At 59.9% G+C, this 25,120-nt stretch carries 32 protein-coding genes and 1 pseudogene; 15 read left to right on the top strand and 18 right to left on the bottom strand.

Annotated elements, in window-relative coordinates:
* Positions 1 to 229 precede the first annotated feature (229 nt).
* The 3 genes and pseudogenes from ACSSVC_RS21365 to ACSSVC_RS21355 form a co-directional block, all read right to left on the bottom strand.
* On the bottom strand, positions 230 to 439 hold the full coding sequence (locus ACSSVC_RS21365) for a hypothetical protein (protein ID WP_492611331.1): 210 nt from the start codon (positions 437 to 439) through the stop codon (positions 230 to 232).
* Positions 440 to 485: 46 nt separating this feature from the next.
* Positions 486 to 623, bottom strand: a pseudogene (locus ACSSVC_RS21360) (XRE family transcriptional regulator); the annotation flags it as partial.
* Positions 624 to 656: 33 nt separating this feature from the next.
* Positions 657 to 1,187, bottom strand: a complete 531-nt coding sequence (locus ACSSVC_RS21355; RefSeq protein ID WP_404937034.1) for a GNAT family N-acetyltransferase — start codon at positions 1,185 to 1,187, stop codon at positions 657 to 659.
* Positions 1,188 to 1,508: 321 nt separating this feature from the next.
* Here ACSSVC_RS21355 and ACSSVC_RS21350 point away from each other — a divergent pair, with 321 nt between their 5' ends.
* The 3 genes from ACSSVC_RS21350 to ACSSVC_RS21340 all read left to right on the top strand — a co-directional run bounded on the left by ACSSVC_RS21350 (position 1,509) and on the right by ACSSVC_RS21340 (position 3,074).
* On the top strand, positions 1,509 to 1,649 hold the full coding sequence (locus tag ACSSVC_RS21350) for a PA0050 family protein (RefSeq protein WP_346635453.1): 141 nt from the start codon (positions 1,509 to 1,511) through the stop codon (positions 1,647 to 1,649).
* A 62-nt stretch (positions 1,650 to 1,711) separates the two neighbouring features.
* Positions 1,712 to 1,849 (top strand): PA0050 family protein, encoded by a 138-nt coding sequence (locus ACSSVC_RS21345; RefSeq protein WP_259744916.1) that lies wholly within the window; start codon positions 1,712 to 1,714, stop codon positions 1,847 to 1,849.
* 493 nt (positions 1,850 to 2,342) lie between these two features.
* Positions 2,343 to 3,074 carry an ABC transporter substrate-binding protein gene (locus ACSSVC_RS21340; protein ID WP_492611330.1) on the top strand — a complete coding sequence of 244 codons (732 nt, stop codon included), beginning with the start codon at positions 2,343 to 2,345 and terminating at the stop codon, positions 3,072 to 3,074.
* 148 nt (positions 3,075 to 3,222) lie between these two features.
* On the opposite strand, the gene mddA is transcribed toward ACSSVC_RS21340, so the two are convergent.
* Together mddA and ACSSVC_RS21330 are read right to left on the bottom strand one after the other, a co-directional pair.
* Complete coding sequence (gene mddA / locus ACSSVC_RS21335; protein ID WP_404937033.1) at positions 3,223 to 3,996, bottom strand: methanethiol S-methyltransferase; 774 nt, start codon at positions 3,994 to 3,996, stop codon at positions 3,223 to 3,225.
* Between the two features lie 112 nt (positions 3,997 to 4,108).
* Positions 4,109 to 5,044, bottom strand: a complete 936-nt coding sequence (locus tag ACSSVC_RS21330) for a hypothetical protein (protein WP_492611329.1) — start codon at positions 5,042 to 5,044, stop codon at positions 4,109 to 4,111.
* 203 nt (positions 5,045 to 5,247) lie between these two features.
* Between ACSSVC_RS21330 and ACSSVC_RS21325 the strand changes: the two genes are divergently transcribed.
* The 4 genes from ACSSVC_RS21325 to ACSSVC_RS21310 all read left to right on the top strand — a co-directional run bounded on the left by ACSSVC_RS21325 (position 5,248) and on the right by ACSSVC_RS21310 (position 7,270).
* Entirely contained in the window at positions 5,248 to 5,847 is a 600-nt protein-coding gene (locus tag ACSSVC_RS21325) for a GNAT family N-acetyltransferase (protein WP_346635449.1), read from the top strand.
* A gap of 182 nt (positions 5,848 to 6,029) precedes the next feature.
* A complete protein-coding gene (locus ACSSVC_RS21320; RefSeq protein ID WP_346635448.1) occupies positions 6,030 to 6,422 on the top strand; it encodes an MliC family protein in 393 nt (130 codons plus the stop codon).
* A 224-nt stretch (positions 6,423 to 6,646) separates the two neighbouring features.
* The gene (locus ACSSVC_RS21315) at positions 6,647 to 6,805 is read left to right on the top strand and encodes a hypothetical protein (protein ID WP_221811941.1); all 159 of its coding nucleotides are present in this window, start codon (positions 6,647 to 6,649) and stop codon (positions 6,803 to 6,805) included.
* 144 nt (positions 6,806 to 6,949) lie between these two features.
* The gene (locus ACSSVC_RS21310; RefSeq protein WP_346635447.1) at positions 6,950 to 7,270 is read left to right on the top strand and encodes a YbjQ family protein; all 321 of its coding nucleotides are present in this window, start codon (positions 6,950 to 6,952) and stop codon (positions 7,268 to 7,270) included.
* Between the two features lie 45 nt (positions 7,271 to 7,315).
* Here ACSSVC_RS21310 and ACSSVC_RS21305 read toward each other — a convergent pair whose 3' ends face one another.
* Both ACSSVC_RS21305 and ACSSVC_RS21300 read right to left on the bottom strand, forming a co-directional pair.
* The gene (locus tag ACSSVC_RS21305) at positions 7,316 to 7,708 is read right to left on the bottom strand and encodes a VOC family protein (protein ID WP_346635446.1); all 393 of its coding nucleotides are present in this window, start codon (positions 7,706 to 7,708) and stop codon (positions 7,316 to 7,318) included.
* 88 nt (positions 7,709 to 7,796) lie between these two features.
* The gene (locus ACSSVC_RS21300; protein ID WP_346635445.1) at positions 7,797 to 9,437 is read right to left on the bottom strand and encodes an ABC-F family ATP-binding cassette domain-containing protein; all 1,641 of its coding nucleotides are present in this window, start codon (positions 9,435 to 9,437) and stop codon (positions 7,797 to 7,799) included.
* 403 nt (positions 9,438 to 9,840) lie between these two features.
* On the opposite strand from ACSSVC_RS21300, the gene ACSSVC_RS21295 reads away from it, so the two are divergent.
* Positions 9,841 to 10,596, top strand: coding sequence for a carbonic anhydrase (locus ACSSVC_RS21295; RefSeq protein ID WP_446440342.1), 756 nt, complete (start codon positions 9,841 to 9,843; stop codon positions 10,594 to 10,596).
* 194 nt (positions 10,597 to 10,790) lie between these two features.
* On the opposite strand, the gene modC is transcribed toward ACSSVC_RS21295, so the two are convergent.
* The 4 genes from modC to ACSSVC_RS21275 form a co-directional block, all read right to left on the bottom strand.
* Positions 10,791 to 11,873: a molybdenum ABC transporter ATP-binding protein gene (modC, locus tag ACSSVC_RS21290; protein WP_346635443.1), complete on the bottom strand. Its 1,083-nt coding sequence runs from the start codon at positions 11,871 to 11,873 to the stop codon at positions 10,791 to 10,793.
* Between the two features lie 4 nt (positions 11,874 to 11,877).
* Complete coding sequence (gene modB / locus ACSSVC_RS21285; RefSeq protein WP_346635442.1) at positions 11,878 to 12,558, bottom strand: molybdate ABC transporter permease subunit; 681 nt, start codon at positions 12,556 to 12,558, stop codon at positions 11,878 to 11,880.
* Positions 12,559 to 13,326 carry a molybdate ABC transporter substrate-binding protein gene (gene modA, locus ACSSVC_RS21280; protein ID WP_346635441.1) on the bottom strand — a complete coding sequence of 256 codons (768 nt, stop codon included), beginning with the start codon at positions 13,324 to 13,326 and terminating at the stop codon, positions 12,559 to 12,561. It abuts the gene before it with no gap.
* Between the two features lie 211 nt (positions 13,327 to 13,537).
* On the bottom strand, positions 13,538 to 14,602 hold the full coding sequence (locus ACSSVC_RS21275) for an NAD(P)H-dependent flavin oxidoreductase (protein ID WP_346635440.1): 1,065 nt from the start codon (positions 14,600 to 14,602) through the stop codon (positions 13,538 to 13,540).
* 202 nt (positions 14,603 to 14,804) lie between these two features.
* On the opposite strand from ACSSVC_RS21275, the gene ACSSVC_RS21270 reads away from it, so the two are divergent.
* Positions 14,805 to 15,293: a GyrI-like domain-containing protein gene (locus tag ACSSVC_RS21270; protein WP_446440345.1), complete on the top strand. Its 489-nt coding sequence runs from the start codon at positions 14,805 to 14,807 to the stop codon at positions 15,291 to 15,293.
* Here the strand turns inward: ACSSVC_RS21270 and ada are convergent.
* The 5 genes from ada to ACSSVC_RS21245 all read right to left on the bottom strand — a co-directional run bounded on the left by ada (position 15,257) and on the right by ACSSVC_RS21245 (position 18,410).
* The gene (ada, locus tag ACSSVC_RS21265) at positions 15,257 to 16,330 is read right to left on the bottom strand and encodes a bifunctional DNA-binding transcriptional regulator/O6-methylguanine-DNA methyltransferase Ada (RefSeq protein ID WP_492611328.1); all 1,074 of its coding nucleotides are present in this window, start codon (positions 16,328 to 16,330) and stop codon (positions 15,257 to 15,259) included. The genes ACSSVC_RS21270 and ada overlap by 37 nt on opposite strands.
* 85 nt (positions 16,331 to 16,415) lie before the next feature.
* Positions 16,416 to 17,096: a DNA oxidative demethylase AlkB gene (alkB, locus tag ACSSVC_RS21260; protein WP_492611327.1), complete on the bottom strand. Its 681-nt coding sequence runs from the start codon at positions 17,094 to 17,096 to the stop codon at positions 16,416 to 16,418.
* Positions 17,086 to 17,802, bottom strand: coding sequence for a 2OG-Fe(II) oxygenase (locus ACSSVC_RS21255; RefSeq protein WP_492611326.1), 717 nt, complete (start codon positions 17,800 to 17,802; stop codon positions 17,086 to 17,088). Before ACSSVC_RS21255 ends, alkB begins: the two co-directional genes overlap by 11 nt.
* Positions 17,803 to 17,904: 102 nt before the next feature.
* On the bottom strand, positions 17,905 to 18,075 hold the full coding sequence (locus ACSSVC_RS21250) for a hypothetical protein (protein ID WP_317068900.1): 171 nt from the start codon (positions 18,073 to 18,075) through the stop codon (positions 17,905 to 17,907).
* A gap of 32 nt (positions 18,076 to 18,107) precedes the next feature.
* Entirely contained in the window at positions 18,108 to 18,410 is a 303-nt protein-coding gene (locus ACSSVC_RS21245) for a DUF1883 domain-containing protein (protein ID WP_011061687.1), read from the bottom strand.
* A gap of 209 nt (positions 18,411 to 18,619) precedes the next feature.
* Between ACSSVC_RS21245 and ACSSVC_RS21240 the strand changes: the two genes are divergently transcribed.
* From ACSSVC_RS21240 to ACSSVC_RS21225, 4 genes are all read left to right on the top strand, one after another.
* Positions 18,620 to 18,970, top strand: a complete 351-nt coding sequence (locus ACSSVC_RS21240; RefSeq protein ID WP_346635436.1) for a hypothetical protein — start codon at positions 18,620 to 18,622, stop codon at positions 18,968 to 18,970.
* Positions 18,971 to 19,127: 157 nt separating this feature from the next.
* Positions 19,128 to 19,778, top strand: a complete 651-nt coding sequence (locus ACSSVC_RS21235; protein WP_346635435.1) for a c-type cytochrome — start codon at positions 19,128 to 19,130, stop codon at positions 19,776 to 19,778.
* A gap of 65 nt (positions 19,779 to 19,843) precedes the next feature.
* A complete protein-coding gene (locus ACSSVC_RS21230; protein ID WP_430962747.1) occupies positions 19,844 to 20,695 on the top strand; it encodes a c-type cytochrome in 852 nt (283 codons plus the stop codon).
* A 69-nt stretch (positions 20,696 to 20,764) separates the two neighbouring features.
* Positions 20,765 to 20,995 (top strand): hypothetical protein, encoded by a 231-nt coding sequence (locus ACSSVC_RS21225; RefSeq protein WP_102863256.1) that lies wholly within the window; start codon positions 20,765 to 20,767, stop codon positions 20,993 to 20,995.
* Positions 20,996 to 21,010: 15 nt separating this feature from the next.
* Here ACSSVC_RS21225 and ACSSVC_RS21220 read toward each other — a convergent pair whose 3' ends face one another.
* Positions 21,011 to 21,292 (bottom strand): hypothetical protein, encoded by a 282-nt coding sequence (locus ACSSVC_RS21220; protein WP_102863257.1) that lies wholly within the window; start codon positions 21,290 to 21,292, stop codon positions 21,011 to 21,013.
* Between the two features lie 464 nt (positions 21,293 to 21,756).
* On the opposite strand from ACSSVC_RS21220, the gene galU reads away from it, so the two are divergent.
* Positions 21,757 to 22,596: a UTP--glucose-1-phosphate uridylyltransferase GalU gene (gene galU / locus ACSSVC_RS21215; RefSeq protein WP_003182953.1), complete on the top strand. Its 840-nt coding sequence runs from the start codon at positions 21,757 to 21,759 to the stop codon at positions 22,594 to 22,596.
* A gap of 131 nt (positions 22,597 to 22,727) precedes the next feature.
* Positions 22,728 to 24,086 carry a glutathione-disulfide reductase gene (gorA, locus tag ACSSVC_RS21210; RefSeq protein ID WP_404937027.1) on the top strand — a complete coding sequence of 453 codons (1,359 nt, stop codon included), beginning with the start codon at positions 22,728 to 22,730 and terminating at the stop codon, positions 24,084 to 24,086.
* Here gorA and ACSSVC_RS21205 read toward each other — a convergent pair whose 3' ends face one another.
* On the bottom strand, positions 24,087 to 25,094 hold the full coding sequence (locus ACSSVC_RS21205; RefSeq protein WP_492611325.1) for a DNA-binding protein: 1,008 nt from the start codon (positions 25,092 to 25,094) through the stop codon (positions 24,087 to 24,089).
* Between the last annotated feature and the right edge of the window lie 26 nt (positions 25,095 to 25,120).

Raw genomic sequence — 25,120 nt, 5'->3', positions numbered from 1 at the left:
GCCAAATGTTAGTGACGAGCTACCTGTGCCCAAACACCATCAAGTCTGTCGATAGAGGTAGCTCAGCGTTATCAGCTCAAACATCACAACCATCAGGCAGAACCCGACAAAACCTCGAGTAAAAACCCTGCGAGGCTTGGTGCCAGAAGTTTGGTAGTTACCGAAGACACTGAGAAGGTTGGATATGAATTCTAAAAAGTCCATCGGTGTCCGACGTTTCCCCTTGACTCTAATGGAGAGTCGTAATCCTGCGATTTTCTCCAATTCTGATACGATCAAGCGCTCGGTTTAACGCATCCAGCGCATTCAACAAGGCTTGCGCTTCAGCCTCCCGGCCATCTCCCCAAAGCCTTTCAGCCATCGTGTTGAGCGCCTGAATGGATCGTTCTATATCAGCGGCAGTCGCTGTTTTTTTATCCGCTGGCTGTTTCTTTGGCATTCAATATTTCCTGGGCGCTTGAGAATCAGCGCGAATACATTGTCCACTAGAACACGTGACCTAGGGTTGTAACCTGCAGCTCCTGAAGCTCAGTAAATGTGTAGCTCTCATGCTGACGCTCATCCTGATAGAAGCTGCGCAGGCGCCGCCCTGTTGGCAGTCGCTAGACTTGCTTCACTCGCAGTGGAGACGCCATGCTGTTGAGCTTATCTGTTCTTCAAGCAGAGCGACTCGGCTTATCTATTTTGTAGAGCAGGTACTCTTGAGTGCGATCGGTGAGTTGTCTAGTGGCGCGACGGAAGAGGCGTCCACCGATTTTCTCCATGGCGCGTTGAGATCGAACGTTCTGGCTGTCAACCTGAAACCAAACAGTGTCGACCCATTGGAATGCATGAGTCAGCATTAAATGTTTCAACTCTCTATTGGTTCCGCCTCCCCAATGATCACGAGCCAGGAAGGTATAGCCGATCGTCACTTCTCGTTTTTTCTCATCGAACTCGGAGTAGCGAGAGGAGCCGATCACTTGGTTGCTCCTGCGGTCGATCACGATAAGCGCAGACTTTGAAGCAAGCGCCTCGTTAAACCATTGCTGAAAAACGGGTTCCTGATAGCGCGTTGGGCTTGGATGCTGAGCCCAGATCAGCGGGTCGGATGCAACACGGTACAGCGCTTCGAAGTCATCAATTTCCAGTGGGCGCAGTTCTAGCGATTCACCAATAGTTGAGGGGGCGAGTGGCAGCAGTTGCATCATTTTTCCCTTTGGGCTCAAGAGTGGTTTTGTCCGTTCACTGTCACATTGGCGCATTTATCGATTGGACTGCCTTCGAAAAGTCATAGTCTCTCCGATGGGGACGATGACTGCCTGATCAGCTTCGCCTCTGACGTGACAATACACCGCACTGGCGCAACTGACGTGACTGGTCTTTTCTGTTTCGGGTCCGTTGTTGTGCTCGCTGACCGGTCTGGCGGCAGGCGCGCGAGGGACGGGTGTTTGATCCTTCGGCAGGCAACGGCCTGGCTACAGGAGCCTACACGGATCGTTATCGATGTTTCGACCAAGGAGCTCATATTGAACAGGAAAATGTTGGCGGCTTCGCTGCTGTTGTGGATGTTCTCGCTGACGGCGCAGGCGGATTGCGCGGTACTGGGGCCTGGGGAAGATCCCTGTGCGGGCCCGGTTCTAGGGCCTACGGTTTGCGAATGTCCCTGATATTGGCTTGTGCCCTCGATAGGGGGGCATGGATTGCTCGTCTACTGACCAGGAGGTTACAAATGAAGAAAGTCATGTTGGCTGTACTGCTGCTTTGTGGTTTTTCCCTGACTGCCCAGGCAGCGTGCCCGGTGTTTGGCCCATCTGAGGATCCGTGCAGTGGTCCGGTGTTTGGTCCGTCTACCTGCGAATGCCCTTAGGGAGGTTATCTGGCGGGTCCGGTTGGATCCGGACCTGCTTTGTGAAGTTGGTATTGTCCGCTCCCGAGCAGGCAGTAAAGCGCGCTCCCTTAGAACCCGCCCTGAGCGGGTTCTTTATTGCACTGAGAAAAGATCGGCAGGCGTGCCAACCGGGCGCGGTAGAGGGTGTCTGGTGTTTACCGTACTCAAACGGCGTGCTTCTGGTTAAATGTGGCTCATTTTTACAGGAGGTTCTTTGTTATGGAAAATGTGTTCAAGCAACCGTTGTTCGTAGTCGGCATGACTCTGCTTGCTGTAGGAATAGGGACCTCAAACCCCGGTTTTTGGATACCCGGGAGCGTGTTTATGATGATCGGGTGGTCACAACGGCAGAAGGATTGAGGTAGCTGTGCCGCTAGTGCAGAGACAGTAATGCGCTAGTCCGAGCCCATCAGGTAGTTGTCGCCGGTCAACCGGTCCTGCTTTTTTCTGAACCTCATTCACGGAGCAAAACATGAGTGCTATCAACCGCGCGGTCCTGGACGACCTGGCACCGCAAGGCGTGCTGCGGGCCGCGATTAATTTTGGCAACCCTGTCCTGGCGCAAAAAGGTAGCGATGGTTCGCCGCAAGGTGTGTCGGTCGCCTTGGCAAAAGCTTTGGCTGAAGAGCTCGGCGTAAGCTTGCAGATGACCACCTTCGATGCGGCCGGCAAGGTCTTTGCGGCGCTGGAGGAGGGGGGCTGGGACGTCGCTTTTCTGGCTATCGAGCCGGTGCGTGAGGAGCAGATAGCCTTCAGCGAGCCTTACGTCATCATCGAAGGCACCTATCTGGTGGCGGCAGACTCATCTTTCCAGGCGGTCGAGGATCTCGACCAGCCAGGCCTGCGGTTGGCGGTGGGCAAGGGCGCGGCCTACGACCTGTTTCTGTCTCGCACGTTGAAACATGCTCAGCTTGAACGGGCGGAAACCTCGGCGGGCGCGGTAGATCTTTATCTGCAACAGAGCCTGGATGCGGCGGCGGGTGTGCGCCAACCCCTGGAGTTGATGGCGGCAAACACTCCGGGTTATCGAGTACTGGAGGGGGCCTTTACGGCTATTCGGCAGGCCATGGCAGTGCCTCGGCCGCGGGAAGCAGGAGCGGCCTATGTCAGGGGTTTCATCGAGCGCAAGAAGGCCGAAGGATTCATTAAGGCCGCATTGGCCCAGAGCGGTCAGGCCGACGTGACTGTCGCACCTCTTCAATGACTGCGTATTGGTCATTTCAGGTCCATGCAGGCGACAGGTGCATGTCTCTTGGAGGGGCTGTGGCCTCGTCCTGAGGGCGGGAGGCGCGCGACAGTTGAAGTCATTCTCCTGATCAAGATTTCAAGAACTCTCAACCTTCTTGGCCAACTCAGGGCTTTCTGCGTGAAGGCAGTAGCATGCCGACCTGCTTTTGATAAGCGAGGTACTGCTTGCCAAAGACTCTGACCATGTCTTTCTCTTCGAGATGGGTTCCCGCGAATATGTAAGCGGTGCAGGTCAGTGCGAATACGAGGTGTCCGACACTCATCGCCGGTGTTGCCCAGAAGGCAATGAGAAAGCCCAGGTACATGGGGTGGCGAACAATCTTGTAGAGAAAGGGCGTGATGAAGTTGAGGGGCTCCGGCTGGGTTTTGTAGAGGCTAGGGTAAGCCTGTTTCAAACCAAACAACTCAAAATGACTGATCAGAAACGTTGCCACTAACGCAATCCCCCATCCTGCCCAGTACAAGCCGTTCAGCAACGCCCTGAGCACCTCGGACTGAACGCTCCAGACCATGGTCGGTATGGGATGCCACAAAATGAACAAGAGGATCAGCGCCAGGCTGCTGCATAGAACATAAGTCGCTCGCTCTATGGGGACGGGAATAATCCTGGACATTTTTTTCTTGACGCTTTCGCGGGCCATGACGCTGTGCTGGACGGCGAACAGGGTGATAAGGGCGACATCTATGGCTGTTGCAACCAGCCAATGGCGGTTTTCCCCTGAGTCAATGTTCTTCAGTACCGACAACGCACCAAGGAAGCCAATCAAGTAGAGGAAGGTCAGGAGAAAAATCACATAGCTGCTGAGGCTGTAGAGCAGATAGAGCAGGTTTGTGGCAGTGCTTCTTGGTGCTTTTTTCAGTGTGGAGTCCGCGTTCATGAACGATTCCTTTCGGTCATGGCGGAGATTGCAAACTTGCGCCCAGAGTGGAAACTCAATTAATCGACACTTAAACCTAGCACTGATTGTCGGTTGCCGTTGCTTGTCTGTTTCAGCGCTGTCCCGGATCAGGCTGCACCAGATGCCGCCAGGGGAATACCTGTCGAGCAAAATGCGTTACGTAGCCGCCGCGGGTGGCCTGGATCACCATGAACTGCAATGCAGGGCGGAGCTGGCGCAGGGTCTCGAGCTGTTCCAGGCTCAGGCAGGTGTTGCGCAGGCGCAGCACTTTCAGTGGCTCGCAGGCAGCACTGGCGAATAGTTTTTCATAGCTGGCGAAGGAGGTGACGGTCTGTTCTTCGCGCTGATCCGCCCAGTTGTTCTGCAGTTCGCTGGACTCGGTGAAGTCCAGGTTGCTCAGCCGCGGCAGATTGTCCGAGCCGGCCAGGTTGGCAATGAAGTGCTGGGTGTCCCAATGGCCGCCAATGCGCAGGTGGGCAAGGTGCGGCAGATGGACCTGAAAGAAGCTCGAGTCGGGGGCGTTGGGCAGGGTCAGTTCGCTCAAGTGCGGGGCTTTCGCTACAAAGCGGGCGATTTCTCCTGCTTCCTCCATCAGCGTGCCGGCTTTCTGGATCAGCGAGGCGTTGTGGTCCTGGGGCTCGCTGGGGCGAATGGACAGTGACCTGAGAATCGGAAAGCTGACGGCGCTGTCCAACAAGGGCGTGAACTCCCATTCGCGGGTGCCGTTTGCCCCTTGGTCCGGGCCGGAAAAGGCCAGGGAACTGAGGGTGTCGGCCACTGCCTGGTCGGCGAGACACTCCAGGGTCCAGGCAAACGGCTCTTCCCACAGGTCACCATGAAACTCCAGGTGCAGGCCACCACGTATTGGGGCCAGGGCCAGGTAGTTGTAGTCGCTGACCCACAGCGGCCCCGTCAGGTCTTCGGGGTTGTCGTCGCGCTCGGCTGCCTGGTCCCGGGTGAAGTCATGGATGCGTTGCTGCAGGGCCAGCAGGCGCTGGTAGCCCGGCGAAGACAGAGGGAGGGACATGGTTGGAATCCGCTGCTGGGTGGGGCCGGGCTGAGCCGCTGGCTAGGGGCGGCCATGATAAGTCCTGGCGCCTACCTGAGTCTTGGTCCGGCACAGTGCCTTACACATTTTTTCAACAAATCAACCATGTTCCCGGGGGCGCAGGGAGCGCTAGGATCGCCCTTTCATGCACGGGTCCTGTGGACCTTTCGGAGTGTTACCCCATGCCACAAGGGCTATTGCCTCATTCATCCACTGGATTGCTGGCCAGGGAGATCACCCTGGTAGATGTCGAGCGGCTGCAGGCGTTCTTCGTTGAGAATCCGGACTACTTTCACATCGTCCACGGCTGTGCACCGCAGCCGGATGAAGCCCGCAATGAAATCGATGACAGCTTGCCAGAGGGCTGGTCCTTCACTCGCAAGTGGAAGATCGGTTACTTCGACGGGACCGGTGCCCTGGTGGCAATGGTCAGTATCGTCAGTGATCTGCTGGCATCCAGGGTCTGGCACATTGGTCTGTTCATGGTGGCCAGCTCGCTGCAGGGCCGGGGCGTTGCCCGGCAGTTGCACCGCGAGCTTGAAGACTGGGCGGCCGGGCAGGGCGCGCGCTGGCTGCGGTTGAGCGTGGTGTTCGAGAACGTCCGGGCCGAGGGTTTCTGGAGAGCCTGTGGCTATGTCGAGGCCCGTACCCGTGACGGGATAGAGCTAGGCCAGTTACGGCACCGGGTGCGCATCATGATCAAGCCGCTGTCCTCGGACTCCCTCGAAGACTACCTGACCCTTATGCCCCGCGACCGGGTCGAGCCTCTGGTGTCGGTCTGATAAAAATGGTTGAAAATGGCGAGCTGTATGTCATCGATTTCTGGGGCCGCAAGCGCTAGTCCTGAACATACGCAACCGCTGTTCTGGAGCGGTCGGCAGGACATGGTGAAGGCCTCTCGGGCATGAACTAAAACCGCTGTCGCCAGTCCCATGGGACATCTTTGACCATTCGGGGAAATACCGTGAAAACTCGTCTCGCAACGCTCTGCGCCGCAGCTCTGGCTTCGGCCCTGCCAATTCTGGCCGAGGCTGCCCAGGCTCAGTCACCCGCTCCTGAACCGACCTATCAGAGCCAGGTGGCGCGCTATCAGTGCGAGGGCAATGTCCGCATCGATGCGGCCTATCTGAACATCGACAATGGCACCTCGTTCGCCACGCTCTACTACAAGGACCAATTGATTCCCATGCACATTGCCCGTTCGGCTTCCGGCGCGCTGTATGTGGCGGACGACGAGCAGAACAGCTTTCGCTGGCACACCAAAGGCAAGTTGGGCATGTTGTCGTTCCTGGAGGCAGATCACACCGCCAAGGAGCAGCAACTGCTCAAGGATTGCCAGGAGATCGATCCGCAGTAACAGTTCCACGCAGCTGGCCTTCAGGCAAAAAAAGCCCGCGGCAGAGCGCGGGCGAACGTAGTTGCTTGAATGAGCGAAGGAACTATACACAGGCGGGATCGGCGTCTGGGTGAAAGAAGTTTCATCTTGCGTGGTGGTTGTTTTGTCGGCTCAGCCGAGCCGTTGTCGGATCTGTTCTAACCTGAAATGGCGAGTCAAAAATCCCTTCAGGAAGAGAGGTGGGCATGGCAACACAACAGCAACGCCCTTATGAGCAGGAACGGAGCGATGAGGCGGCGCAGTACGAGGTCGAACACAAAGAGCCGCCACCGCAAACCTGGAAACACCCGGACGATGGCAAGAGCCTGTCGGAACGGGACGAAGAGCGTCCCTTGAAACCCTGATCCAAAGCCCCGCTCCAGAGCGGGGCTGCTGTTTGTGGCGAAGCCATTGTTGCCCATGACCGACCGTCGCCGTCGCTCTGATACCATCCCCAGCCTTAATGTCCCGGGACCTCGGGACGGAATATCTGTTCAAGGGAGAAATACATGATTGTCACCACTACCGCCCATATCGAAGGTCGGGAAATTGCCTCCTATCTGGATATCGTCAGTGCTGAATCCGTCCAGGGCATCAACGTGGTCCGCGATATCTTTGCCGGCATGCGCGACTTTTTTGGCGGGCGCTCCCAGACCCTGGAACGCGCCTTGAAGGAGGCGCGGATCCAGGCCACCAATGAAATCAAGGAGCGGGCCCGTCAGTTCAACGCTGATGCAGTGGTCGGCGTGGATTTCGAGATCAGCATGCCTTCCGGGCGTGGCGGCATGGTGGTGGTGTTTGCCACCGGGACCGCCGTCAAGCTCAAGTAACGCTCTACCCAACTTCCCGCCCAACTGTCCCCGCCCTCCCTGGACTCAAGCCCCTACCGGGGTACAGAGCTCCACCAGGGTGCCATCCGGACAACGCACGTAGGACACCGTCTGCCCCCAGGGTTTGCTGCTGGGGGCCGCGAGTTCCTGGGCGCCCTGTTCCAGGGCCCGGGCATGGGCTGCATGGACGTCATCGGTCACCAGTCCCAGTTCCATGCCCAGGGGTTGCGGCGAGGAGTGGGCGGCGACGTGGCCGGCCTTGAAGTTCAGTTCTGCCAGGTCGTGGTCGGCGAAAGCCAGGGTGGTGCTACCGGTTTCCAGTTCGCCGTAGGTGCCGGACTCATGGAGAAACCGCCGCTTGAAGCCGAAGGCCTGCTCAAAGAAGGCCAGGGAGTCTTCAACCTTGGGCACATAGATGATGGTGTAGCCGAACTGCATGGCGTGACGCTCCTTGTCTATGGATAAGAGGACGCGAATCTAGCATGGGCGCTCGCTTGCCCGCGGCTTTTTGCGGTAAGGCGCTGATTCATTGGCGACGCTCCAGCAGCTGCCAGCCACGTGGGGACCATTGCAGTTCATGGGTCGGTGCCAGGGCCTGGAGAAAGTCCTGATCGTGGGACGCCACCACCAGTGCCCCGGGGTAGTCCCGCAGGGCTCGCTCAAAGGCCTGTACCGATTCCAGATCCAGGTGGTTGGTTGGCTCGTCGAGCAGCAGCAGGCGGGCCGGGCTGCCTCCCCACAATGCCAGCGCCAATGCCGCTTTCAGCCGCTCTCCGCCGCTGAGCTGGGCGCAGGGTTGCTGCACCCGCCGAGCGTCCAGTTGCAGGCGTGCCAGGCAGGTGCGCAAGGCGCTTTCCTCCAGCGGTGTAGCGGCCTTGGCCAGTTGCTCCAGCAGCGAAGGTTCGGGGGCCAGTTGCAGCAGGTGCTGGTCAAGGTAGGCACCGGTCACCGCCACCCGGCATTCGCCGCTCAGGGGCTGCAATTGACCGGCGAGCATCTTCAGCAAAGTGGATTTACCGCAACCGTTGGGGCCGATCAGGGCAATACGTGCCGGGCCGCTGACGTGGCAGGTGAGATAGGACGCCGGCGACCGACTGTCCAGCCAGGGCAATTGCGCCTGCTGCAGGTTGAGCACTGGCTGGCCTGCCTGCAGGTTGGTATCGGGCAGTGTCAGCAAGGTCGGTTGTTCCGCCGCGACCCGGGCGTAGGCACTGCGTACCTGTTCATCGAGGGCGCTTTTGTGCCCCTGATGGCTGTGACGCACCTGGCCCATGATGTCCCGGGCGGCACCCAGTATCTTGGCTCGCTCAAAGCCGGAGACGTTGGCGGTCTTGGCGTATTTGCGCGATGTAGCGGCATGGCGCTGGATGGTGTCGTGCTCGCGTTGCAGACGTTTGTGCTCACGGCTGCGCTGGGTACGAGCGTGTTCCAGTGCCGCCTGGGCGGCATCGTTATGGGCCTGACGCTGAGCCTGGTACAGCGCGTAGTTGCCGCCGTAGACCTGGGCTCCCTGGGGGCTGAGTTCAACGATGCGTTGCACCTGCATCAGCAACTGGCGGTCGTGGCTGACCAGGATCAGACCGCCGCGCCACTGTTGCAGTTGCTCCATCAGCCAACGGCGTCCGGCACGGTCCAGGTGGTTGCTGGGCTCATCAAGCAACAGCAGGTCGGCGTCGCTGAGCAGGGCGCCGATCAGTACCACCCGGGCCAGTTGCCCGCCGCTCAGGTTGGCCGCCGGATGATCCGGTTCCAAATGTTGCAGGCCGGCCTCATCCAGAGCTTGGCGCAGGCGTTCGGCCAGGTCCCAGCGATCATCCACCCGTTGCAGGTCTTCCGGGGCGGCGGTGCCGGCTGCCAGGCGCTGCAGGGCTTGCAGCGTATCAGCGACGCCTGCGACCTGAGCCACAGTCTGTTGTGGGGCCGGCAGCGGGTCCTGGGGGACATAGGCCAGGCTGGCGTTACGATTGAGGCTGCCGCAAGAGGGTTGCAGTTCACCGGCGATCAGGCGCAGCAAGAGGGATTTACCCATGCCATTACGCCCGACTATGGCCGTGGGCAGGCGATCGAAGCTCAGGTTCAGGGCATCAAGCAAGGTTTCGCCATTGGCGAATTGATAAGTCAGCTGGTTCAGTGAAACCAGCGCAGGCAGCCGGGTGACGTGAGTCATCAGCACCTCCAGAAAATGTTGGAACAGGCCAACGAGCACTAGCAAGGCTCGTCGCGGATACATTTTGGAAGGCTTAGTTGTTCACGTCGGCAATCGTCCTGGGACTGGAAAGAAGGTGCGTAGCCTAACCGCGGAATTATCTGGCTGACAAGTCCGCTGATTCGCAGTCGGGATCTTTCAGGTGGATTTCGGCACTTGCTCCAGGTCCCGCAGAAGGCTCCCCAGTCCTGGAATGAGACTGGATATTATCAATGTGAAAGTTTTTTTATTCTTTATTGCTATTGTTTTTATTGCAGTTGTTTGGACTTCAGATTGTTTGACTGTGTTCAGGTTGACTAAGGTTGGGGTGCGAACTTTAATTCAAGCGGTGGATCTCTGAAACTTATTGTTTGAGGCAGCTGGCATGCAGAATAACATTGGTAATGATTGTGAAGAATGCTTGTCCAATAGTAGGCGCACGGTGTTGAAAACAGCACTAGGGTTGACTGCTGTCAGTATTGTTGCAGGGGCGGGGCTGGGTGTATCAAGTTTTTCCTATGCCGCGTCCTTGACCAAGGAAGAGCGCGACAACATGACGCCGGATCAGATCATTGCCGGCATGAAGGAGGGCAACCTGCGTTTTCGCAACGGAAAAATGGATCAGCACGACTACCTGGCACAGAAGAGAGCCAGTGCGACTGGGCAATTTCCTGCAGCGGTCATCCTCAGTTGCATTGACTCGCGGGCGCCGGCGGAGATCATTCTGGATGCCGGGATTGGCGATACCTTCAATGCCCGTATAGCCGGGAATGTCACCAACAGTGACCTGATCGGCAGCCTGGAATTCGCCTGTGCGGCCGCCGGCGCCAAAGTCATTCTGGTGATGGGGCATACCGCATGCGGCGCCGTCAAAGGTGCTATCGATAATGTCGAGTTGGGTAGCCTGACCGGGCTGCTGAACAAGATCAAACCGGCAATCGGTGCAACTAAGTATTCCGGAGAACGCAGCAGTAAGAATGATGAGTTTGTGGATGCAGTGGCCAAGACCAACGTGCAGAACACCCTCAATGAAATTCGTCAGGAAAGTTCGATACTGAGCCAACTGGAAAAAGAAGGAAAAATAAAAATAGTCGGTGCTATGTATCACTTGAATGGCGGAATGGTTGAATTTACTGTCTGAAAGATTTCCTTCTGAAACAGTGCTGGTATTAGTCGTAGTTGCTCGATGGGCCGAGCATTTCGGGCAACTACGATGAAGTAATCGAACGCTTTCTACTGTACTTGTTTCTTTTTATATTCAAGCGCGTTTCAGCCTGACGCTCAGGCGATCGGTGCCGGTTCTTCGCGTATGCCGCAGGGCTGAGTTGTCCAGTGTCATGCCAGCACTGCCACCGCTTTGATCTGCGCCCAGAGTTGCTGCCCGGGGTGCAGGTTGAGCTGGTCCCGGGAGTAGCGGGTGATGCGTGCCAGCAGAGGGGTGCCGGCTGCGTCCAGGCGCACCAGGACGTGGGCGGCGTTATCGGCGGGAATCTCGTCGCTGACGGTTACCGGCAGGCGATTGAGAATGCTGCTGTGTTCGCTGGCCTGCAGGCTCAGGCTGACGTCCCTGGCCTGGACCTTGAAGCGCAGGGACTTGCCCAGCGCCAGGGGCTGGTGGGCCACACGCACCTGCAATTGGCTGTCGGGCAGTTGCAGGGTCAGCAGTTGGTAGGTCGCGTCATAGTCGCTGACCCGGCCTTCCACCACCACGCCAGCGTCATCCCCCAGAGCCAGGGGCAGATCCAGTCGCGCCAGGGTCTGGCCGATGGGGCCGCTGGCCAGGGCGCGGCCGTCACTGAGCAGGACGATATGGTCGGCCAGGCGCGCCACTTCATCCTGGGAGTGGCTGACGTACAGCACCGGGATATCCAGCTCGTCGTGCAGTCGTTCCAGGTAGGGCAGGATTTCACTTTTGCGTTTCGAGTCCAGGGCTGCCAGGGGCTCGTCCATCAACAACAGCCGTGGGCTGGTGAGCAGGGCTCGGGCGATGCCGATGCGCTGGCGTTCGCCGCCCGAAAGGTTCTGCGGGTGGCGCTGGAGCAGGTGGCCGATACCCAGCAACTCGGTGGCCTGGGCCATGTCCACCCGGCGCTGCAGCCTGGGGATGCGGCGCAGGCCAAATTCCAGGTTGGCCTGGACCGACAGATGGGGAAACAGGCTGGCTTCCTGGAACACATAACCCAGGGAGCGCTTGTGGGGCGGGACGAACAGCTTGCGCTGGCTATCCTGCCAGATTTCGTCGTTGATCTGGATCCGCCCATGCCCGGCCTTTTCCAGGCCGGCTATGCAGCGCAGGCAAGTGGTCTTGCCCGAGCCCGAATGGCCATAGAGCGCCGTGACGCCGCGCCCCGGCAGTTGCAAGTCGAGGTCCAGGGCGAAATCGTGGTAGCCCAGGTGCAGCTTGACGTGAATGCTCATCGATTCAGCTCCAGCCTGCTTTGGTCTTGCGGCTGGAATACAGCGCCAGCAACACCAGGAACGAGAACACCAGCATGGCTCCGGCCAGCCAGTGGGCCTGGGCGTACTCCATGGCTTCGACGTGATCGTAGATCTGCACCGAGACCACCCGGGTCTTGTCAGGGATGTTGCCGCCGATCATCAGCACCACGCCGAACTCGCCGACGGTGTGGGCAAAGCCGAGAATCGAGGCGGTGATGAAGCCCGGCCGCGCCAGGGGCAGGATCACCGAGAAAAAGGTGTCCCAGGGATTGGCACGCAAGGTGGCGGCCACCTCCAGGGGACGGCTGCCAATGGCAGAAAAGGCGTTTTGCAGTGGTTGCACCACAAAAGGCATGGAATAGATCACTGACCCCAGCACCAGGCCGCTGAAACTGAAAGTCAGGGTGCCCAGCCCCAGGGACTGGGTGAACTGGCCGAAAAAGCCGTTGGGCCCGAGGGCCAGCAGCAGGTAGAAACCTATCACCGTCGGTGGCAATACCAGGGGCAATGCCACCACGGCGCCGATCGGCCCGCGCAACCAGGAGCGGGTGCGCGACAACCACAACGCAATCGGAGTGCCGATGACCAACAGGATGAGGGTCGTCAGGGACGCCAGTTTAAGGGTCAGCCAGATGGCGGAAAAATCGGCACTCGAAAGGGTCATTTACAGTTGATAGCCGTAGGATTTGATGACAGCGCCGGCTTTGGGCCCCTTGAGGTAGTCAACCAGCGCCTTGGCAGCCGGGTTGTCCTTGCCCTTGTTGAGGATCACCGCATCCTGCTTGATCGGATCATGCATCTGGGCCGGGACTATCCAGGCTGAGCCGCTGGTGACTTTGCCGTCTTTATAGATCTGCGACAAGGCGACAAAACCCAGTTCGGCATTACCGGTGGAGACGAACTGATAGGCCTGGGTGATGTTCTGGCCCTCGACGATCTTGGCCTTGACCTTGTCGGTCAGGCCCAGCTTGGCCAGCACCTGGGTCGCGGCCAGGCCGTAAGGCGCCGCCTTGGGGTTGGCGATGGACAGGTGCTGGTACTGGTTGTCCTTGAGCACCTGGCCTTTGCTATCGACGTAGCCGTCCTTGGCCGACCACAGGGCCAGGGTGCCGATGGCGTAGGTGAAGCGCGAGCCTTTGACGATATCACCCTCGTTTTCGAGCTTCTGCGGGGTGCTGTCGTCGGCGGAGAGGAAGACTTCGAAAGGCGCGCCATTCTTGATCTGGGTGTAGAACTGCCCGGTGGCACCATAAGCGGCCACCAGCTTGTGGCCCGTGTCTTTTTCGAAGTCGGCAGCGATGGCCTGGATCGGTGCGGTGAAATTGGCAGCGACCGCCACCTGGACTTCAGCGGCCTGGGCCGAGCCGAAGGCGAAGAGGGCGAGCAGGCCAGCGAGGCAAGTCGGGGCAAAACCTGAGGCACGAAGGTTCATCGAACAGCTCCATTGGGGGGAAGGACGCGTTGGGCAGCGAATGCTTGGAGGGAATCTGCACCCATGGCAGGGCTTATCGCTGTATAGCGAAATATATAGCGAATTCTCGATGAACGGAACTGTGCTGCAGGCCTCGCTGGCAATGGGCTGCAACCGGCACATTAACCGGTGCAGCACCCGGCGCCGCGATCACGGTCGCGGCGCCGGGCGGTCAGCGCCGCTTGAGCTGCGCCAGGGTCTGTTCGGCCAGGCGCAGGGTCAACTCGTAGGCTGGCAGCTCCACCCCCAGGCGCAGGGCCTGGCCGGACCAGAGGTTGGCGAAGTCGGCATCGTCCTTGGCCTTCAGCGGCAGCAATGCTCCGCCGGCTCGGGGAAATGCCGGAGCCAGGGGGCTGATGGGACCGATTTCGCGCATCACCCGGTTGACGATGCCTCTGGCAGGGCGGCCGGTGAACAGGTTGGTCAGCGCAGTCTGGCTTTCCTTGGCGGTACGTAGGGCCCGGTGATGGGCGGCGCTGATGTGGGCTTGCGGAGTGAACAAGTAAGCGGTGCCCAGTTGTACCGCCGACGCGCCCAGCGCCAGGGCCGCGACAATGCCTCGGGCGTCGCCGATGCCACCGGCGGCGATCACCGGTACCTTCAGCGCATCGACGATCTGCGGCACCAGGGCCATGGTGCCCACCTGGCTGTTGAGGTCGTCGCTGAGGAAGATCGCCCGGTGACCACCGGCTTCGTAGCCCATGGCAATGACCGCGTCGCAGCCGCGCTCTTCGAGCCATAAGGCTTCGTCCACGGTGCTGGCCGACGAGAGCACCCTGGCCCCGGTAGCCTTGACCCTGGCCAGCAGCGCCGGCTCCGGCAATCCAAAGTGAAAACTCACCACCTCGGGCCGCAGCTCTTCCACCAACTGGCAACCGGCTTCGTCGAAGGGCGCCCGATTGCTGACCGGGGTTGGCGCATCGAAGTCGGCGCCCAGTTCCCGGTAGTAGGGTTGCAGGGCGTTCTTCCAGCGGCGCTCCTGTTCGCTGTCCACGGCTTGCACCTGATGGCAGAAGAAGTTCAGGTTCAGCGGGTGCCGAGTGGCCGAGCGAATGACCTGCACTTCCTGGCGAATCTGTTCCGGGGTGAGCATGGCGCATGGCAACGAGCCCAGGCCGCCGGCCCGGGACACGGCAATCACCATGGCGGAGCCGTTGGCGCCGGCCATGGGGGCTTGAATGATGGGCAGGTCGATGCCCAGCAGATCGAGGAGGCGACTATCGGTCCATTGGCTCATGTGCATGGTTCTCCGGCGGCAGGATTGGACGAGGCAGGCGATGGTTTTTAGCAGGAGAGGGGCGCCCTAGGCCAGCTGACTTTTCCCGGGTGGGCTCAAACACAGGCATTTACCGCGGTGGCAGGGTGGCTGTCGCGGAGGTTGATCCGACGCTAGACTGCGGCGGATATTTTCCCTCATCGCGGCGTAAGGAAGCTTGATCATGGAAGTAAAACTGCGCGAAGTATTGCCCTTCAGCGTCGCAGGCCTGCAAGTTCGCACCCTCAATGTCGAAGAGCAGCAGGCGGACAGTGCCAGGATCGGACCGATGTGGCAGCGCTTTTATGTCGATGGCCTGTTCGACAAAATCGGCCCTCGTCAGGCGGACTCTTTCGTCTATGGCGTCTATTCCAATTACGAGTCCGACGCTTCGGGGCATTTCGATGTGACCGCCGGTGTGGCAGTGACGAGTGCCTGTGCGGACTACCCCAACGTGGACATCCAGGGCGGTGATTATCTGGTGTTCAGCGCCAAGGGCGCGATGCCCGATTGCGTGATCCAGACCTGGGGCCTGATCTGGGCCTACTTCCAGGACAACCCGCAGGTGCAGCGCGCCTTCGCTACGGACTTTGAGGTTTATACCAGCGCCGATTCGGTGGCGATCTACATCGGGATTCAGGCCTCGGATGGCGTCTCGCGTTCCAGCAACTGACGCTTGCGCTCCACTCCCCAGCGGTAGCCTGAAAGATTGCCGTCGCTACGTATCACCCGGTGACAGGGGATCGCCACCGCCAGGGTGTTGGCCGCGCAGGCCTGGGCCACCGCACGCATGGCCTTGGGGGCACCAATGCGCTGGGCAATCTCGGCGTAGCTGGCGGTGCTGCCGGCGGGAATGCTTTTCAGGGCCTGCCACACCCGCTCCTGGAATGCGGTGCCGCGCAGGTCCAGGGGCAGGTCCAGGCCGAGGGCTGGCGCTTCGACAAAGCCCACGACCTGGGCGACCAGGCGTTCGAAATCAGCGTCGGCGCCGATCAGGTTGGCCCGGGGAAAGGTGTCTTGCAGTTCCTCCACCAACGGGTTGGGGTCGTCCCCCAGGAGGATGGCGCAGACACCCCGGTGACTCTGGGCTACCAGGATCGCTCCCAGGGAACATTGGCCCACGGCGAAGCGGATATCGGTGTTGGGCCCACCGGCGCGGTAGTCGCTGGGTTTCATGCCCAGCAACTGGTCCGCGGCTTCATAGAAGCGACTGTTGGAGTTGAAGCCGGCGTCGTACAGCGCTGTGGTCACCGAGTGTCCGCTTTGCAGATGGCCGCGGACTTTGCGCGAGCGTTGCGCATTGGCGTAGCCCCGCGGTGTGAGCCCGGTGGCAGCCTTGAACACCCGGTGGAAGTGATAGCTGCTGACGCCCGCGTGCTGCGCCAGTTGTTCCAGGCTGGGAGCCGATTCGGCAGCTTCAATCAGCCGGCAGGCGGCAGCCACCAGCGCCGCATGGTGCGCGGCGACCTGGGTCTGGTCGCTGGCTTGACGCTTGCTCGGACGATAGCCCGCCGCTTCGGCCTGTTGGGCGCTGTCGAAGAACTCGACGTTTTCCGCTTTCGGCAGGCGCGACAGGCTGCTGGGACGGCAGTACACCCCCGTGGTCCGCACGGCATAGACGAACCTGGCATCGGCGCTGGCGTCGCGTTTGAGCACGGCCTGCCAACGTGGGTCCTGTTCAATCTGTTGTTTGCGTGTCAGGGCATTCATGGTCGGTGCTCGACGGGGAGTGGCGGTCAGATTAACGGCCCGGGCCCCGTTCGGCACTCCGGGGCTTGCGGTTGAATTCCACGTCTCAGCCGGCGTGGCGAAAGGTCAGGTTGATCCGTTGCCGGCCGAGCAGGGAATGGCTGCCGTCCTTGAGGGGCAGCACCCCGTGATAGCGCAGGCGATCGACGCCGCCCCAGACCACCACATCACCGTGGAGCAACGGCACCCGCTGGCTCTTGTCGCCGCGCTGCTGGCCGCCGAAAAGAAAGATCGCCGGCAGACCAAGGGACAGGGAGACGATGGGCGCGCTGTAGTCGCGCTCGTTCTTGTCCTGGTGCAGGGACATCTTCGCTCCGGGCCGGTAGCAGTTGATCAGGCACGAGTCGGGATTGAAGCCTTTGAAATCGGCAGCATCGGCTGCCATCTCCGCCAGTTGACGGAACACCTCGGGCATTGCCGGCCAGGGCCGTTGGCTCTGCGGATCAATGGGACTGTAGCGATAGCCGTTGCTGTCGGTGGTCCAGCCCAATTGGCCGCAACTGCTCAAACCGACAGACATGGTGAAGCCGCCTGGCGTGATCATGTGGCGAAACGGCGCCGCGGCAAGCACGGCGTCGAGCTGAGGCAGCAGTGCTTCGATCCAGGGGAGGGCGAAGCCGCGCAAGACCCTGGATTGTGGGCCCAGCGCTTCGATGCGGGCCGGCTGTTGCAGGTCGCTGTCACTGAACAGCCCGAGGTTGGCGGGCCCGTCGTCATTACAACGCATCGTGAAAAATCACTCCAAGGGTGTGGCGCTGGCCGCTGTCAACGCGGCTGACACCATGGCGCAAGGTCACTCGATAAGGCCCGCGCGCTCCGGCTACTGGGCGATGATGCACGGCGAATACCAGGCCATCACCCTGCTTCAGACCAATGACCTGCGGCCGTGATTGCATGCGCGGGCGCTGTTCGGTGAGCACCAGTTCGCCGCCGCTGAAATCGGTTCCCGGCTGTGAGAGCAGGAAGGCCACTTGCAGGGGGAAAACGTGTTCGCCATACAGATCCTGATGCAAGCAGTTGTAGTCCCCTGGGCCATATTGCAGGAGCAGTGGGGTCGGGCGCAGTTGTCCGGCGCCATGGCAGCGCTGGATGAATGCGCAATGCTCCGACGGGTAGTGAACGTCGATGTTCATCAGGCGGTTCCAGCGGTTGGCCTGGTCGACAAGGCGCGGGTAGAGCAACTGGCGCAACTGCGCCACCGGGTCTGGCAGTGGATAACCGAAGTACTGATACTCGCCGCGGCCGAAACCATGGCGGGCCATGATCACTTTCGAGCGAAACAGCCCAGGGTTCTGGTAGAGACGGCTGAGGGCCTGGCACTGCGGCACCGTCAGCAGGCCTTCGAGCCGGGCGCAGCCGTCCTGGTCGAGGGCCTGTTCGATGCAGGCCCAATCCAGTTGTTGCAGGCGATCATGGAGCGATGAGGCGGGCATGGCGGGAGTGTCCTGGGCAGTAAGAGTCTGGCCAGTCTGCGGCTGGGGTGCCTGCTGAACACTCCGTTGCTTGCGCTTGAATCGGTCGCGGGGAGGGCGGCTCTACAACGCTTTGCTGACGCTGACGTCGCTGATGACGTCGTCGGACTGGCCATGCAGGGCTTCCAGGGCGGCCAGGGCCTCTTCCTGAGTGCCGTTTTCAAGCTGGGCAAATTCGAAGCGGCGCTCACCATTGAGCTTGTATTTGATGACGTACTTGGTGGTCTGGGGCACGGGGCTACCTGTTGTCGCGAGGAGTTTGGGGCTTAGCGCAGTTTCGAGCTGGAGCGACGAATGATGCGGATCGAGTGAGTCAGGTTCGGCTTGCGGGTCACGCTGATGGGGCGCCGGTTGACGGTGTCGATGGTGATATTCCAGAAGCCGGTGCTGGGGGCGGTGATCTTGGCGGGGAACTTGTCGAAGGCTCCGCCGTGATAGGTGTGACGGCCGCCATTCTTGAAGCTGCGGAAATTGGCGTCGCTCATCAGGCGAATGTTGCAGACCTGGGAGCATTCGATGACGACGATATCGTCTTCGTTCAGGTGCTCGCGCTGGTGGATGAATTTCATGGGCGCCTCCAGAAGGGCTATATCTACAAAAACAAAACGTTGGCGTGGGCGATGGCGCAGTTTATCAGGCCCAAAGGGTTATTATTCGGCCCCAGCCTCGGGCTTTGACAATTTAAAACAGTTATTTGGATTTTTATCGGCGATAAAGCCGTGCCTCTGGAGAAAAACAGCGCCTTTGCTGTCGGAGGGACTTTTATTGGAGATTTTATATGAAGCGCTGGGTGTGGGTTCTGGCCTTGGCCATCAGCGGTTGCGCCTCCGTCTCGGATATCAACCAGACGCCGCCGACCCTGAGCGTCATCTCTGGCAAGAAGCCCCAGGATTACGCCAAGTGCCTGTCCGGGAAGCTTTCCGACAGCCGTGGCGCACTGCAGGTCGAGCCGCGCAAGGAAGGTTACCGGGTGATCGTGCCCCAGAGCCTGTCGGCGGCTCCGGCGGCGGTGTTCTACATCGATGAACGCTCGGGCGGCAGTAGCATCAAACTGCACGAGCAAATGTCCAACAACCCCCTGCGGCCACAGGATGTGCGCAAGGCAGGAGAGGCCTGTATCTCTGGCTGACCCCAAGCCCAGGGCCTTGCCAGGGCCTTTGACTGCTCTGGTGAGCAGCAACAGCTAGCCGCACCAATTTCGCATTGTCGCTATGGATCGATTGCCCTACTATTTGTGTGCTTATGCCGACTGGGTCTAAGCATATAACTAGAATAATGGAGTCCATATGATCCCACTGGATCGAATGCTATTGAGTGGCCTGATGCTGCTGTTTGTGCAATCTGCCCACGCCGTGGATGGGCAGAAAGTTTTCACCCAGGGCGGCACCCAGCCAGGGGCAACAGCCTGCCAGGCCTGTCATGGGGCTGATGCGATGGGCCTCGCCCCCGCCGGGTTCCCGCGTCTTGCCGGCTTACCGGCAGGCTATCTCGCCAAACAGCTGCATGACTTTCGCAGCGGTGCGCGCAGCAGCCCGGTCATGCAGCCTCTTGCCAAGGCATTGAGCGAAGACGAAATCAGCGCCGTGACCGGCACCCTCGCGGCCATGCCCGGGCCGAAAACCCAAGCGGTCGGCCGTAGTCAAGTCGCCAGCGGCGTCGGTGAGCGCCTGGCCTTGCGTGGCGCCTGGGAGCGGCAGGTTCCCGAATGTGTAAGTTGCCACGGGCCTGGCGGTGTCGGTGTCGGTGTGGCTTTTCCGCCCCTGGCCGGGCAGCCGGCCGGCTACCTGGTGGCGCAACTCAATGCCTGGCGTGATGGCAGTCGGCACAACGACCCCAATGACCTGATGGGGCATGTTGCCAAGTCCTTGAGTGCTGAAGAAGTCACCGCAGTGGCGGATTACTTTGCCAGCTTGAAACCTCAGGAGGCGCGGCCATGAAACCATTGATTGCAGGATCGTTGATGGCATTGCTTGCGGTTCAAGTGCAGGCGGCTTCCATTGCCATGGAAGATCAGTCGCAGATACCGGCGCCAAGCGCTTCCGCTCATGCCGAGTACTTCCAGTCGCCGGCCGAGAGTGAGTTGCCGGACAATGCCTACGGCAGGCTGGTGCGCGAAGGTCATGCCTTGTTTGTCGACACCAAGCGCCTGGCGCCGCAGTACGTGGGCAATGGGCTCAATTGCAGCAACTGTCACCTTGACCAGGGCCGTCTGGCCAACTCCGCGCCGCTTTGGGGCGCCTATCCGATGTACCCCGCCTACCGCAAGAAGAACGACAAGGTGAACACCTTTGCCGAACGCTTGCAGGGCTGCTTCCAGTTCAGCATGAATGGTGGCAAGCCGCCGGCGGCGGACAGTCCGGAGATTACCGCGCTGTCGGTATATGCCTACTGGTTGGCGAGCAAGGCGCCCCTGGGTGTGGAGTTGCCTGGAAGGGGGTACCCCGATGTGGCCCAGCCCGCTAAGGGCTATGACCTCAAGCAGGGCGCGGCGGTGTATCAGGCGCAGTGCGCGGTCTGCCATGGCGAGCAAGGCCAGGGCCAGAAAGCCGGGACGGACTATGTGATGCCGCCGCTCTGGGGCAAGGATTCCTATAACTGGGGAGCGGGGATGCATCGGATCAATACCGCAGCGTCCTTTATCAAGCACAACATGCCACTGGGCAAGGGCGGCAGCCTGAGCGACCAGCAGGCCTGGGACGTGGCAGCCTTCGTCAACAGCCACGAGCGGCCGCAGGATCCGCGCCTGGTGGAGGGCTCCATCGAGAAGACCCGAGTCAAATTCCACGCCAATGACGGGGTAAATTTGTACGGTCAGACGGTAGAGGGCGTGCTGATAGGCCAGGGCATCCGATAAACTATCCCTCATCGTCAACGATGCCGCCCGGGTTCAAACCTTGGCGGCATCGTCTTTTTGGGAGAAAGCATGAAGCGGGAACACGTCAGGGAAAAGCATGCAGAGGGCTTGATCTCTGCCACCCACGTGATTCAGAACCCGGCCAATTCCGGGGAATGGATTGTGTTTTTCAAGAAGAGCGCCGGGCGCAGCTACTTTCTGGTGGATGAGAGCGACGAGGTGGAATCCTTTTCCCGTCTTGACGATCTGATTGAAACCATTCGCGGCCTGGGCATCAAGTTCGCCGAGATTCACATGTAGTGGCGCGTTCGCCCACTACTTGCAGACGACTATCACGCTACGGCTTTTGTAGTTGCCAACGTCGACTCCCAGGGTCTTGTCACTTTCCTTGGGGGCAGGTGTGCCTTCGGTGCTGACGATCTGATAGCCAGTGCCGGCGCAGGACGCTTCGGCTTTTTCATAGCAACTGGCCCAGGAGCCGGCTTCCCCGGAGCAATCGATGCTCAGGCCTTGTTCGCCATTGGTCAGATAGGTGTTGGAAGCCGTGGCGCATCCGGTCAGAGCCAGTACAGCGGTGACTGCGAGAAGTCTGTTCATGGGGATTTCGTCGTCTGGAAGAGGGATGTCTTGGGGGGGTGGGTATCGATGTGGCGATGCTATAGCTAATGGCCATTTCGGTACAGCGCATCACCTTAGTCCGCGGGCGCTGGCGAAAAGTGCCACGCCTGGATATGACGGACCTTGAATCGGGCATTTCGGGGGTATTTCGCTGCCATTGAAGGTGCCATCAGTGTCGCGTGGAAAATGCAATTGAGCGTGCCCTTATGGGCTTGCCCGGAAAGCGTCTCGACTTGGCCGGTCAAGGCGCTCAGGCACCGGTTTACAAGCCCTGTGAGGTGATGAAGGTTTACGCCATGCGCTATCTAGAGGATGCTGCGGAACTATCTGGCGCTTTATTTCTCTATGATGGCAGCGGTTAGCCAGCGCGGGGCATTGTAAGGTGCACGCCGCCTGATTAGACTGCGCCGAAACTCGTACGCACAGCCTTTTTAAGGACTCATATGATCAAGAAATGCTTGTTCCCAGCAGCCGGTTACGGTACTCGCTTCCTGCCAGCGACTAAAGCCATGCCTAAAGAAATGCTGCCGGTGGTGAACAAGCCACTGATCCAGTACGGCGTTGAAGAAGCGCTGGATGCTGGACTGACTGAAATCTCCATAGTGACCGGCCGTGGCAAGCGCGCCCTCGAAGACCACTTCGACATCAGTTACGAGTTGGAAAACCAGATCAAGGGCACCGATAAGGAAAAATACCTGGTCGGTATCCGCAAACTGCTGGACGAGTGCTCGTTCTCCTACACTCGCCAGACCGAAATGAAAGGTCTGGGCCACGCCATTCTTACCGGTCGCCCGCTGATCGGTGACGAACCCTTCGCCGTGGTGCTGGCGGACGACCTGTGCGTCAACCTTGAAGGCGACGGCGTACTGACCCAGATGGTCAAGCTGTACAAGCAGTTCCGCTGCTCGATCGTGGCCATCCAGGAAGTCGATCCGCAGGAAACCAACAAGTATGGCGTGATCGCCGGCGAGATGATCCGTGACGACATCTACCGCGTTCACAGCATGGTCGAGAAGCCAAAACCGGAAGACGCTCCATCGAACCTGGCGATCATCGGTCGTTACATTCTGACTCCGGATATCTTCGATCTGATCGAGCAGACCGAGCCGGGCAAGGGGGGGGAAATCCAGATCACCGACGCCCTGATGAAGCAGGCGCAGAACGGCTGTGTAATGGCCTACAAGTTCAAGGGCAAGCGTTTCGACTGTGGTGGCGCCGAGGGTTACATCGACGCGACCAACTTCTGCTTCGAGAACTTCTACAAGACCGGTAAGGCGTACTGATAGCTGCTGCACGGGTTTGTCGGAAAAGCCACCTTCGGGTGGCTTTTTCATTTGTCGTCCTTATGTAGATCCTCTGCGCTGACCCAATCGCCATCTGCGGTTATGCTTGTCAGCCTGCCTGGGAGAGTGAAATGGCCTACGATTTTGATCTTTATGTAATTGGTGCCGGTTCCGGCGGTGTGCGTTGCGCGCGCTTTGCCGCGGGTTTCGGGGCGAAAGTCGCGGTGGCCGAAAGCCGCTATCTGGGCGGTACCTGTGTCAACGTCGGCTGTGTGCCGAAAAAACTCCTGGTGTACGGTGCCCACTTCGCTGAAGACTTCGAGCAGTCCTCGGGTTTTGGCTGGTCCCTGGGCGAGGCGGACTTTGATTGGGCGACCCTGATCGCCAACAAGGATCGCGAAATCAATCGCCTTAACGGCATCTACCGCAATCTGCTGGTCAACAGTGGTGTGACCCTGCACGAAGGCCATGCCAAGTTGATCGATCCCCATCAGGTGGAGGTCAATGGCCAGCGCTACAGTGCCCGGCACATCCTGATTGCCACGGGCGGCTGGCCGCAGATTCCGGATATTCCCGGCCGCGAGCATGCCATCAGTTCCAATGAGGCGTTCTTCCTCAAGGCTTTGCCCAAGCGTGTCCTGGTGGTGGGCGGTGGTTATATTGCGGTGGAGTTTGCCGGGATCTTCCACGGCCTGGGTGCCGATACCCAGTTGCTGTATCGCGGTGATCTGTTCCTGCGTGGCTTTGATGGCGCGGTGCGCAAGCACTTGCAGGAAGAGCTGACCAAGCGCGGCCTGGGGCTGCAATTCAATGCGGATATCGAGCGCATCGACAAGCTGGCCGATGGCAGCCTGGAGGTCACCCTCAAGGATGGTCGCAAGCTAGTGACGGATTGCGTGTTCTACGCTACTGGGCGTCGGCCGATGCTCGACAACCTGGGGCTGGAGAATACCGGCGTCAAACTCGATAAGCGCGGCTTTATCGAGGTTGACGATCAGTACCAGAGCAGCGAGCCGTCGATTCTGGCCATTGGCGATGTGATTGGGCGTGTGCAACTGACGCCTGTGGCCCTGGCGGAAGGCATGGCTGTGGCTCGGCGTCTGTTCAAGCCGGAACAGTACCGCCCGGTGGATTACCGGATGATTCCGACGGCGGTCTTCAGCTTGCCGAATATCGGCACCGTTGGCTTGACCGAAGAGCAGGCGCGCGAGGCGGGGCACAAGGTGCAGATTTTCGAAAGCCGCTTCCGGCCGATGAAGCTGACCCTGACCGACTGCCAGGAGCGCACCTTGATGAAGCTGGTGGTGGACGCCGACAGTGACAAGGTGCTGGGGTGCCACATGGTTGGGCCTGATGCCGGGGAAATCGTCCAAGGCCTGGCGATCGCCCTGAAGGCGGGAGCCACCAAGCGCGATTTCGACGAAACCATCGGGGTGCATCCGACGGCTGCCGAAGAGTTCGTTACCATGCGTACCCCTGTCGCGGACTGATCACGAGTCCGCGGGTGTGTCTGGCTGCGCCTTGGTTGCCGCAGCCAGGCGCAGCGCCTCGAGGCCGGCCTCGGCCTTGGTGGCGCGCAACTCCATCTCCTTGCTCAATCGAGCCTGTTTGTCGGCTCTTTCCTTGAGTGCCTGAATCTCCTCCGAGGCGACGCGCAAGCGTTCCTGAAGCAGGGTGCCGGCGCTGTCCTGGCGCGCCAGTTGTTCGTTAAGCAGTGCCTGCGATACAGCGCTCTTGCTCGCTGCGTCCTGGACCTGCTTGAGCTCCTTGTGGGTGGCTCGCTGCTCGCTGAGCAGGCGTTCGTTGTCGCGATGCAGTTGGGTGATTTCGTCCTGGCGTACCAGTGCGCTCTGCTGAGCCTGGCGCAGCTCCATCTGCACCTGTTGGATCTGGCCTTCGTGGCGACGCAGTTCCTGTTCGCGTTGTTCCTTGCTGGCGGCGCGGTAGTGCTCTAGAGCGTCCCTTGCATGCAGGTGTTTTTCTTCCAGGGAGCGGATCTGTTGCTCCTTGTCTTCCAGGCGCAGGTGGCAATCCTTCAAAGCCTGATTGAGTTCGGCGTTGCGGGTTTGTTCGCTCTGCAGCATGGAGCGGGTGTCTTGCAGGGCGGCACTTTCCCCGGCCAGGGCGCTGGCCTGGATCTGTAGCTGCTGCTGCAGTTGTTCCTGGGTGTGCCGCGCTTGCTCCAGTTGTTGCTCGAAGGCCTGCTTCTGTTGTTCGGAGTGGGCGAGGGCCTGCTCCAGAGGTTCCTGGGCCTGCTCTTGCAGGCGTTGAGCCAGTCGTCCTACCAGTTCACTCAACTCCTCATCCAGTGGCACCGGGCCCGCATCTCGGCGGCTGGTGCCGTCATCCAGCTCCTTCAAATAGCGGTGGATGGTGGTTTTCGAGCCGGTATTGCCCATTTCTATGCGTACTGCATCGATGCTGGGGTGTTCGCCGCGGGCAAGAATCGCCTGACGCGCTTTCTTCACCACCGCCTTGTTTATGCCTCCGCGAGCCATGGCTCCTCCAACGATTTAATACTGTG

The sequence above is a fragment of the Pseudomonas sp. E1BtOHC1 genome, assembly GCF_058744285.1.
Note: the sequence above shows the minus strand (reverse complement) of the source record. Positions and strands in the feature narration are given on the sequence as shown.

Coding starts and splice junctions, on each gene's coding strand:
- ACSSVC_RS21365 (WP_492611331.1), bottom strand. CDS start 439: ATGCCAAAGAAACAGCCAGCGGATAAAAAAACAGCGACTGCCGCTGAT.
- ACSSVC_RS21355 (WP_404937034.1), bottom strand. CDS start 1,187: ATGCAACTGCTGCCACTCGCCCCCTCAACTATTGGTGAATCGCTAGAA.
- ACSSVC_RS21345 (WP_259744916.1), top strand. CDS start 1,712: ATGAAGAAAGTCATGTTGGCTGTACTGCTGCTTTGTGGTTTTTCCCTG.
- ACSSVC_RS21340 (WP_492611330.1), top strand. CDS start 2,343: ATGAGTGCTATCAACCGCGCGGTCCTGGACGACCTGGCACCGCAAGGC.
- mddA (WP_404937033.1), bottom strand. CDS start 3,996: ATGAACGCGGACTCCACACTGAAAAAAGCACCAAGAAGCACTGCCACA.
- ACSSVC_RS21330 (WP_492611329.1), bottom strand. CDS start 5,044: ATGTCCCTCCCTCTGTCTTCGCCGGGCTACCAGCGCCTGCTGGCCCTG.
- ACSSVC_RS21325 (WP_346635449.1), top strand. CDS start 5,248: ATGCCACAAGGGCTATTGCCTCATTCATCCACTGGATTGCTGGCCAGG.
- ACSSVC_RS21315 (WP_221811941.1), top strand. CDS start 6,647: ATGGCAACACAACAGCAACGCCCTTATGAGCAGGAACGGAGCGATGAG.
- ACSSVC_RS21310 (WP_346635447.1), top strand. CDS start 6,950: ATGATTGTCACCACTACCGCCCATATCGAAGGTCGGGAAATTGCCTCC.
- ACSSVC_RS21305 (WP_346635446.1), bottom strand. CDS start 7,708: ATGCAGTTCGGCTACACCATCATCTATGTGCCCAAGGTTGAAGACTCC.
- ACSSVC_RS21300 (WP_346635445.1), bottom strand. CDS start 9,437: ATGACTCACGTCACCCGGCTGCCTGCGCTGGTTTCACTGAACCAGCTG.
- ACSSVC_RS21295 (WP_446440342.1), top strand. CDS start 9,841: ATGCAGAATAACATTGGTAATGATTGTGAAGAATGCTTGTCCAATAGT.
- modC (WP_346635443.1), bottom strand. CDS start 11,873: ATGAGCATTCACGTCAAGCTGCACCTGGGCTACCACGATTTCGCCCTG.
- modB (WP_346635442.1), bottom strand. CDS start 12,558: ATGACCCTTTCGAGTGCCGATTTTTCCGCCATCTGGCTGACCCTTAAA.
- modA (WP_346635441.1), bottom strand. CDS start 13,326: ATGAACCTTCGTGCCTCAGGTTTTGCCCCGACTTGCCTCGCTGGCCTG.
- ACSSVC_RS21275 (WP_346635440.1), bottom strand. CDS start 14,602: ATGAGCCAATGGACCGATAGTCGCCTCCTCGATCTGCTGGGCATCGAC.
- ACSSVC_RS21270 (WP_446440345.1), top strand. CDS start 14,805: ATGGAAGTAAAACTGCGCGAAGTATTGCCCTTCAGCGTCGCAGGCCTG.
- ada (WP_492611328.1), bottom strand. CDS start 16,330: ATGAATGCCCTGACACGCAAACAACAGATTGAACAGGACCCACGTTGG.
- alkB (WP_492611327.1), bottom strand. CDS start 17,096: ATGCGTTGTAATGACGACGGGCCCGCCAACCTCGGGCTGTTCAGTGAC.
- ACSSVC_RS21255 (WP_492611326.1), bottom strand. CDS start 17,802: ATGCCCGCCTCATCGCTCCATGATCGCCTGCAACAACTGGATTGGGCC.
- ACSSVC_RS21245 (WP_011061687.1), bottom strand. CDS start 18,410: ATGAAATTCATCCACCAGCGCGAGCACCTGAACGAAGACGATATCGTC.
- ACSSVC_RS21240 (WP_346635436.1), top strand. CDS start 18,620: ATGAAGCGCTGGGTGTGGGTTCTGGCCTTGGCCATCAGCGGTTGCGCC.
- ACSSVC_RS21235 (WP_346635435.1), top strand. CDS start 19,128: ATGATCCCACTGGATCGAATGCTATTGAGTGGCCTGATGCTGCTGTTT.
- ACSSVC_RS21230 (WP_430962747.1), top strand. CDS start 19,844: ATGGAAGATCAGTCGCAGATACCGGCGCCAAGCGCTTCCGCTCATGCC.
- ACSSVC_RS21225 (WP_102863256.1), top strand. CDS start 20,765: ATGAAGCGGGAACACGTCAGGGAAAAGCATGCAGAGGGCTTGATCTCT.
- ACSSVC_RS21220 (WP_102863257.1), bottom strand. CDS start 21,292: ATGAACAGACTTCTCGCAGTCACCGCTGTACTGGCTCTGACCGGATGC.
- galU (WP_003182953.1), top strand. CDS start 21,757: ATGATCAAGAAATGCTTGTTCCCAGCAGCCGGTTACGGTACTCGCTTC.
- gorA (WP_404937027.1), top strand. CDS start 22,728: ATGGCCTACGATTTTGATCTTTATGTAATTGGTGCCGGTTCCGGCGGT.
- ACSSVC_RS21205 (WP_492611325.1), bottom strand. CDS start 25,094: ATGGCTCGCGGAGGCATAAACAAGGCGGTGGTGAAGAAAGCGCGTCAG.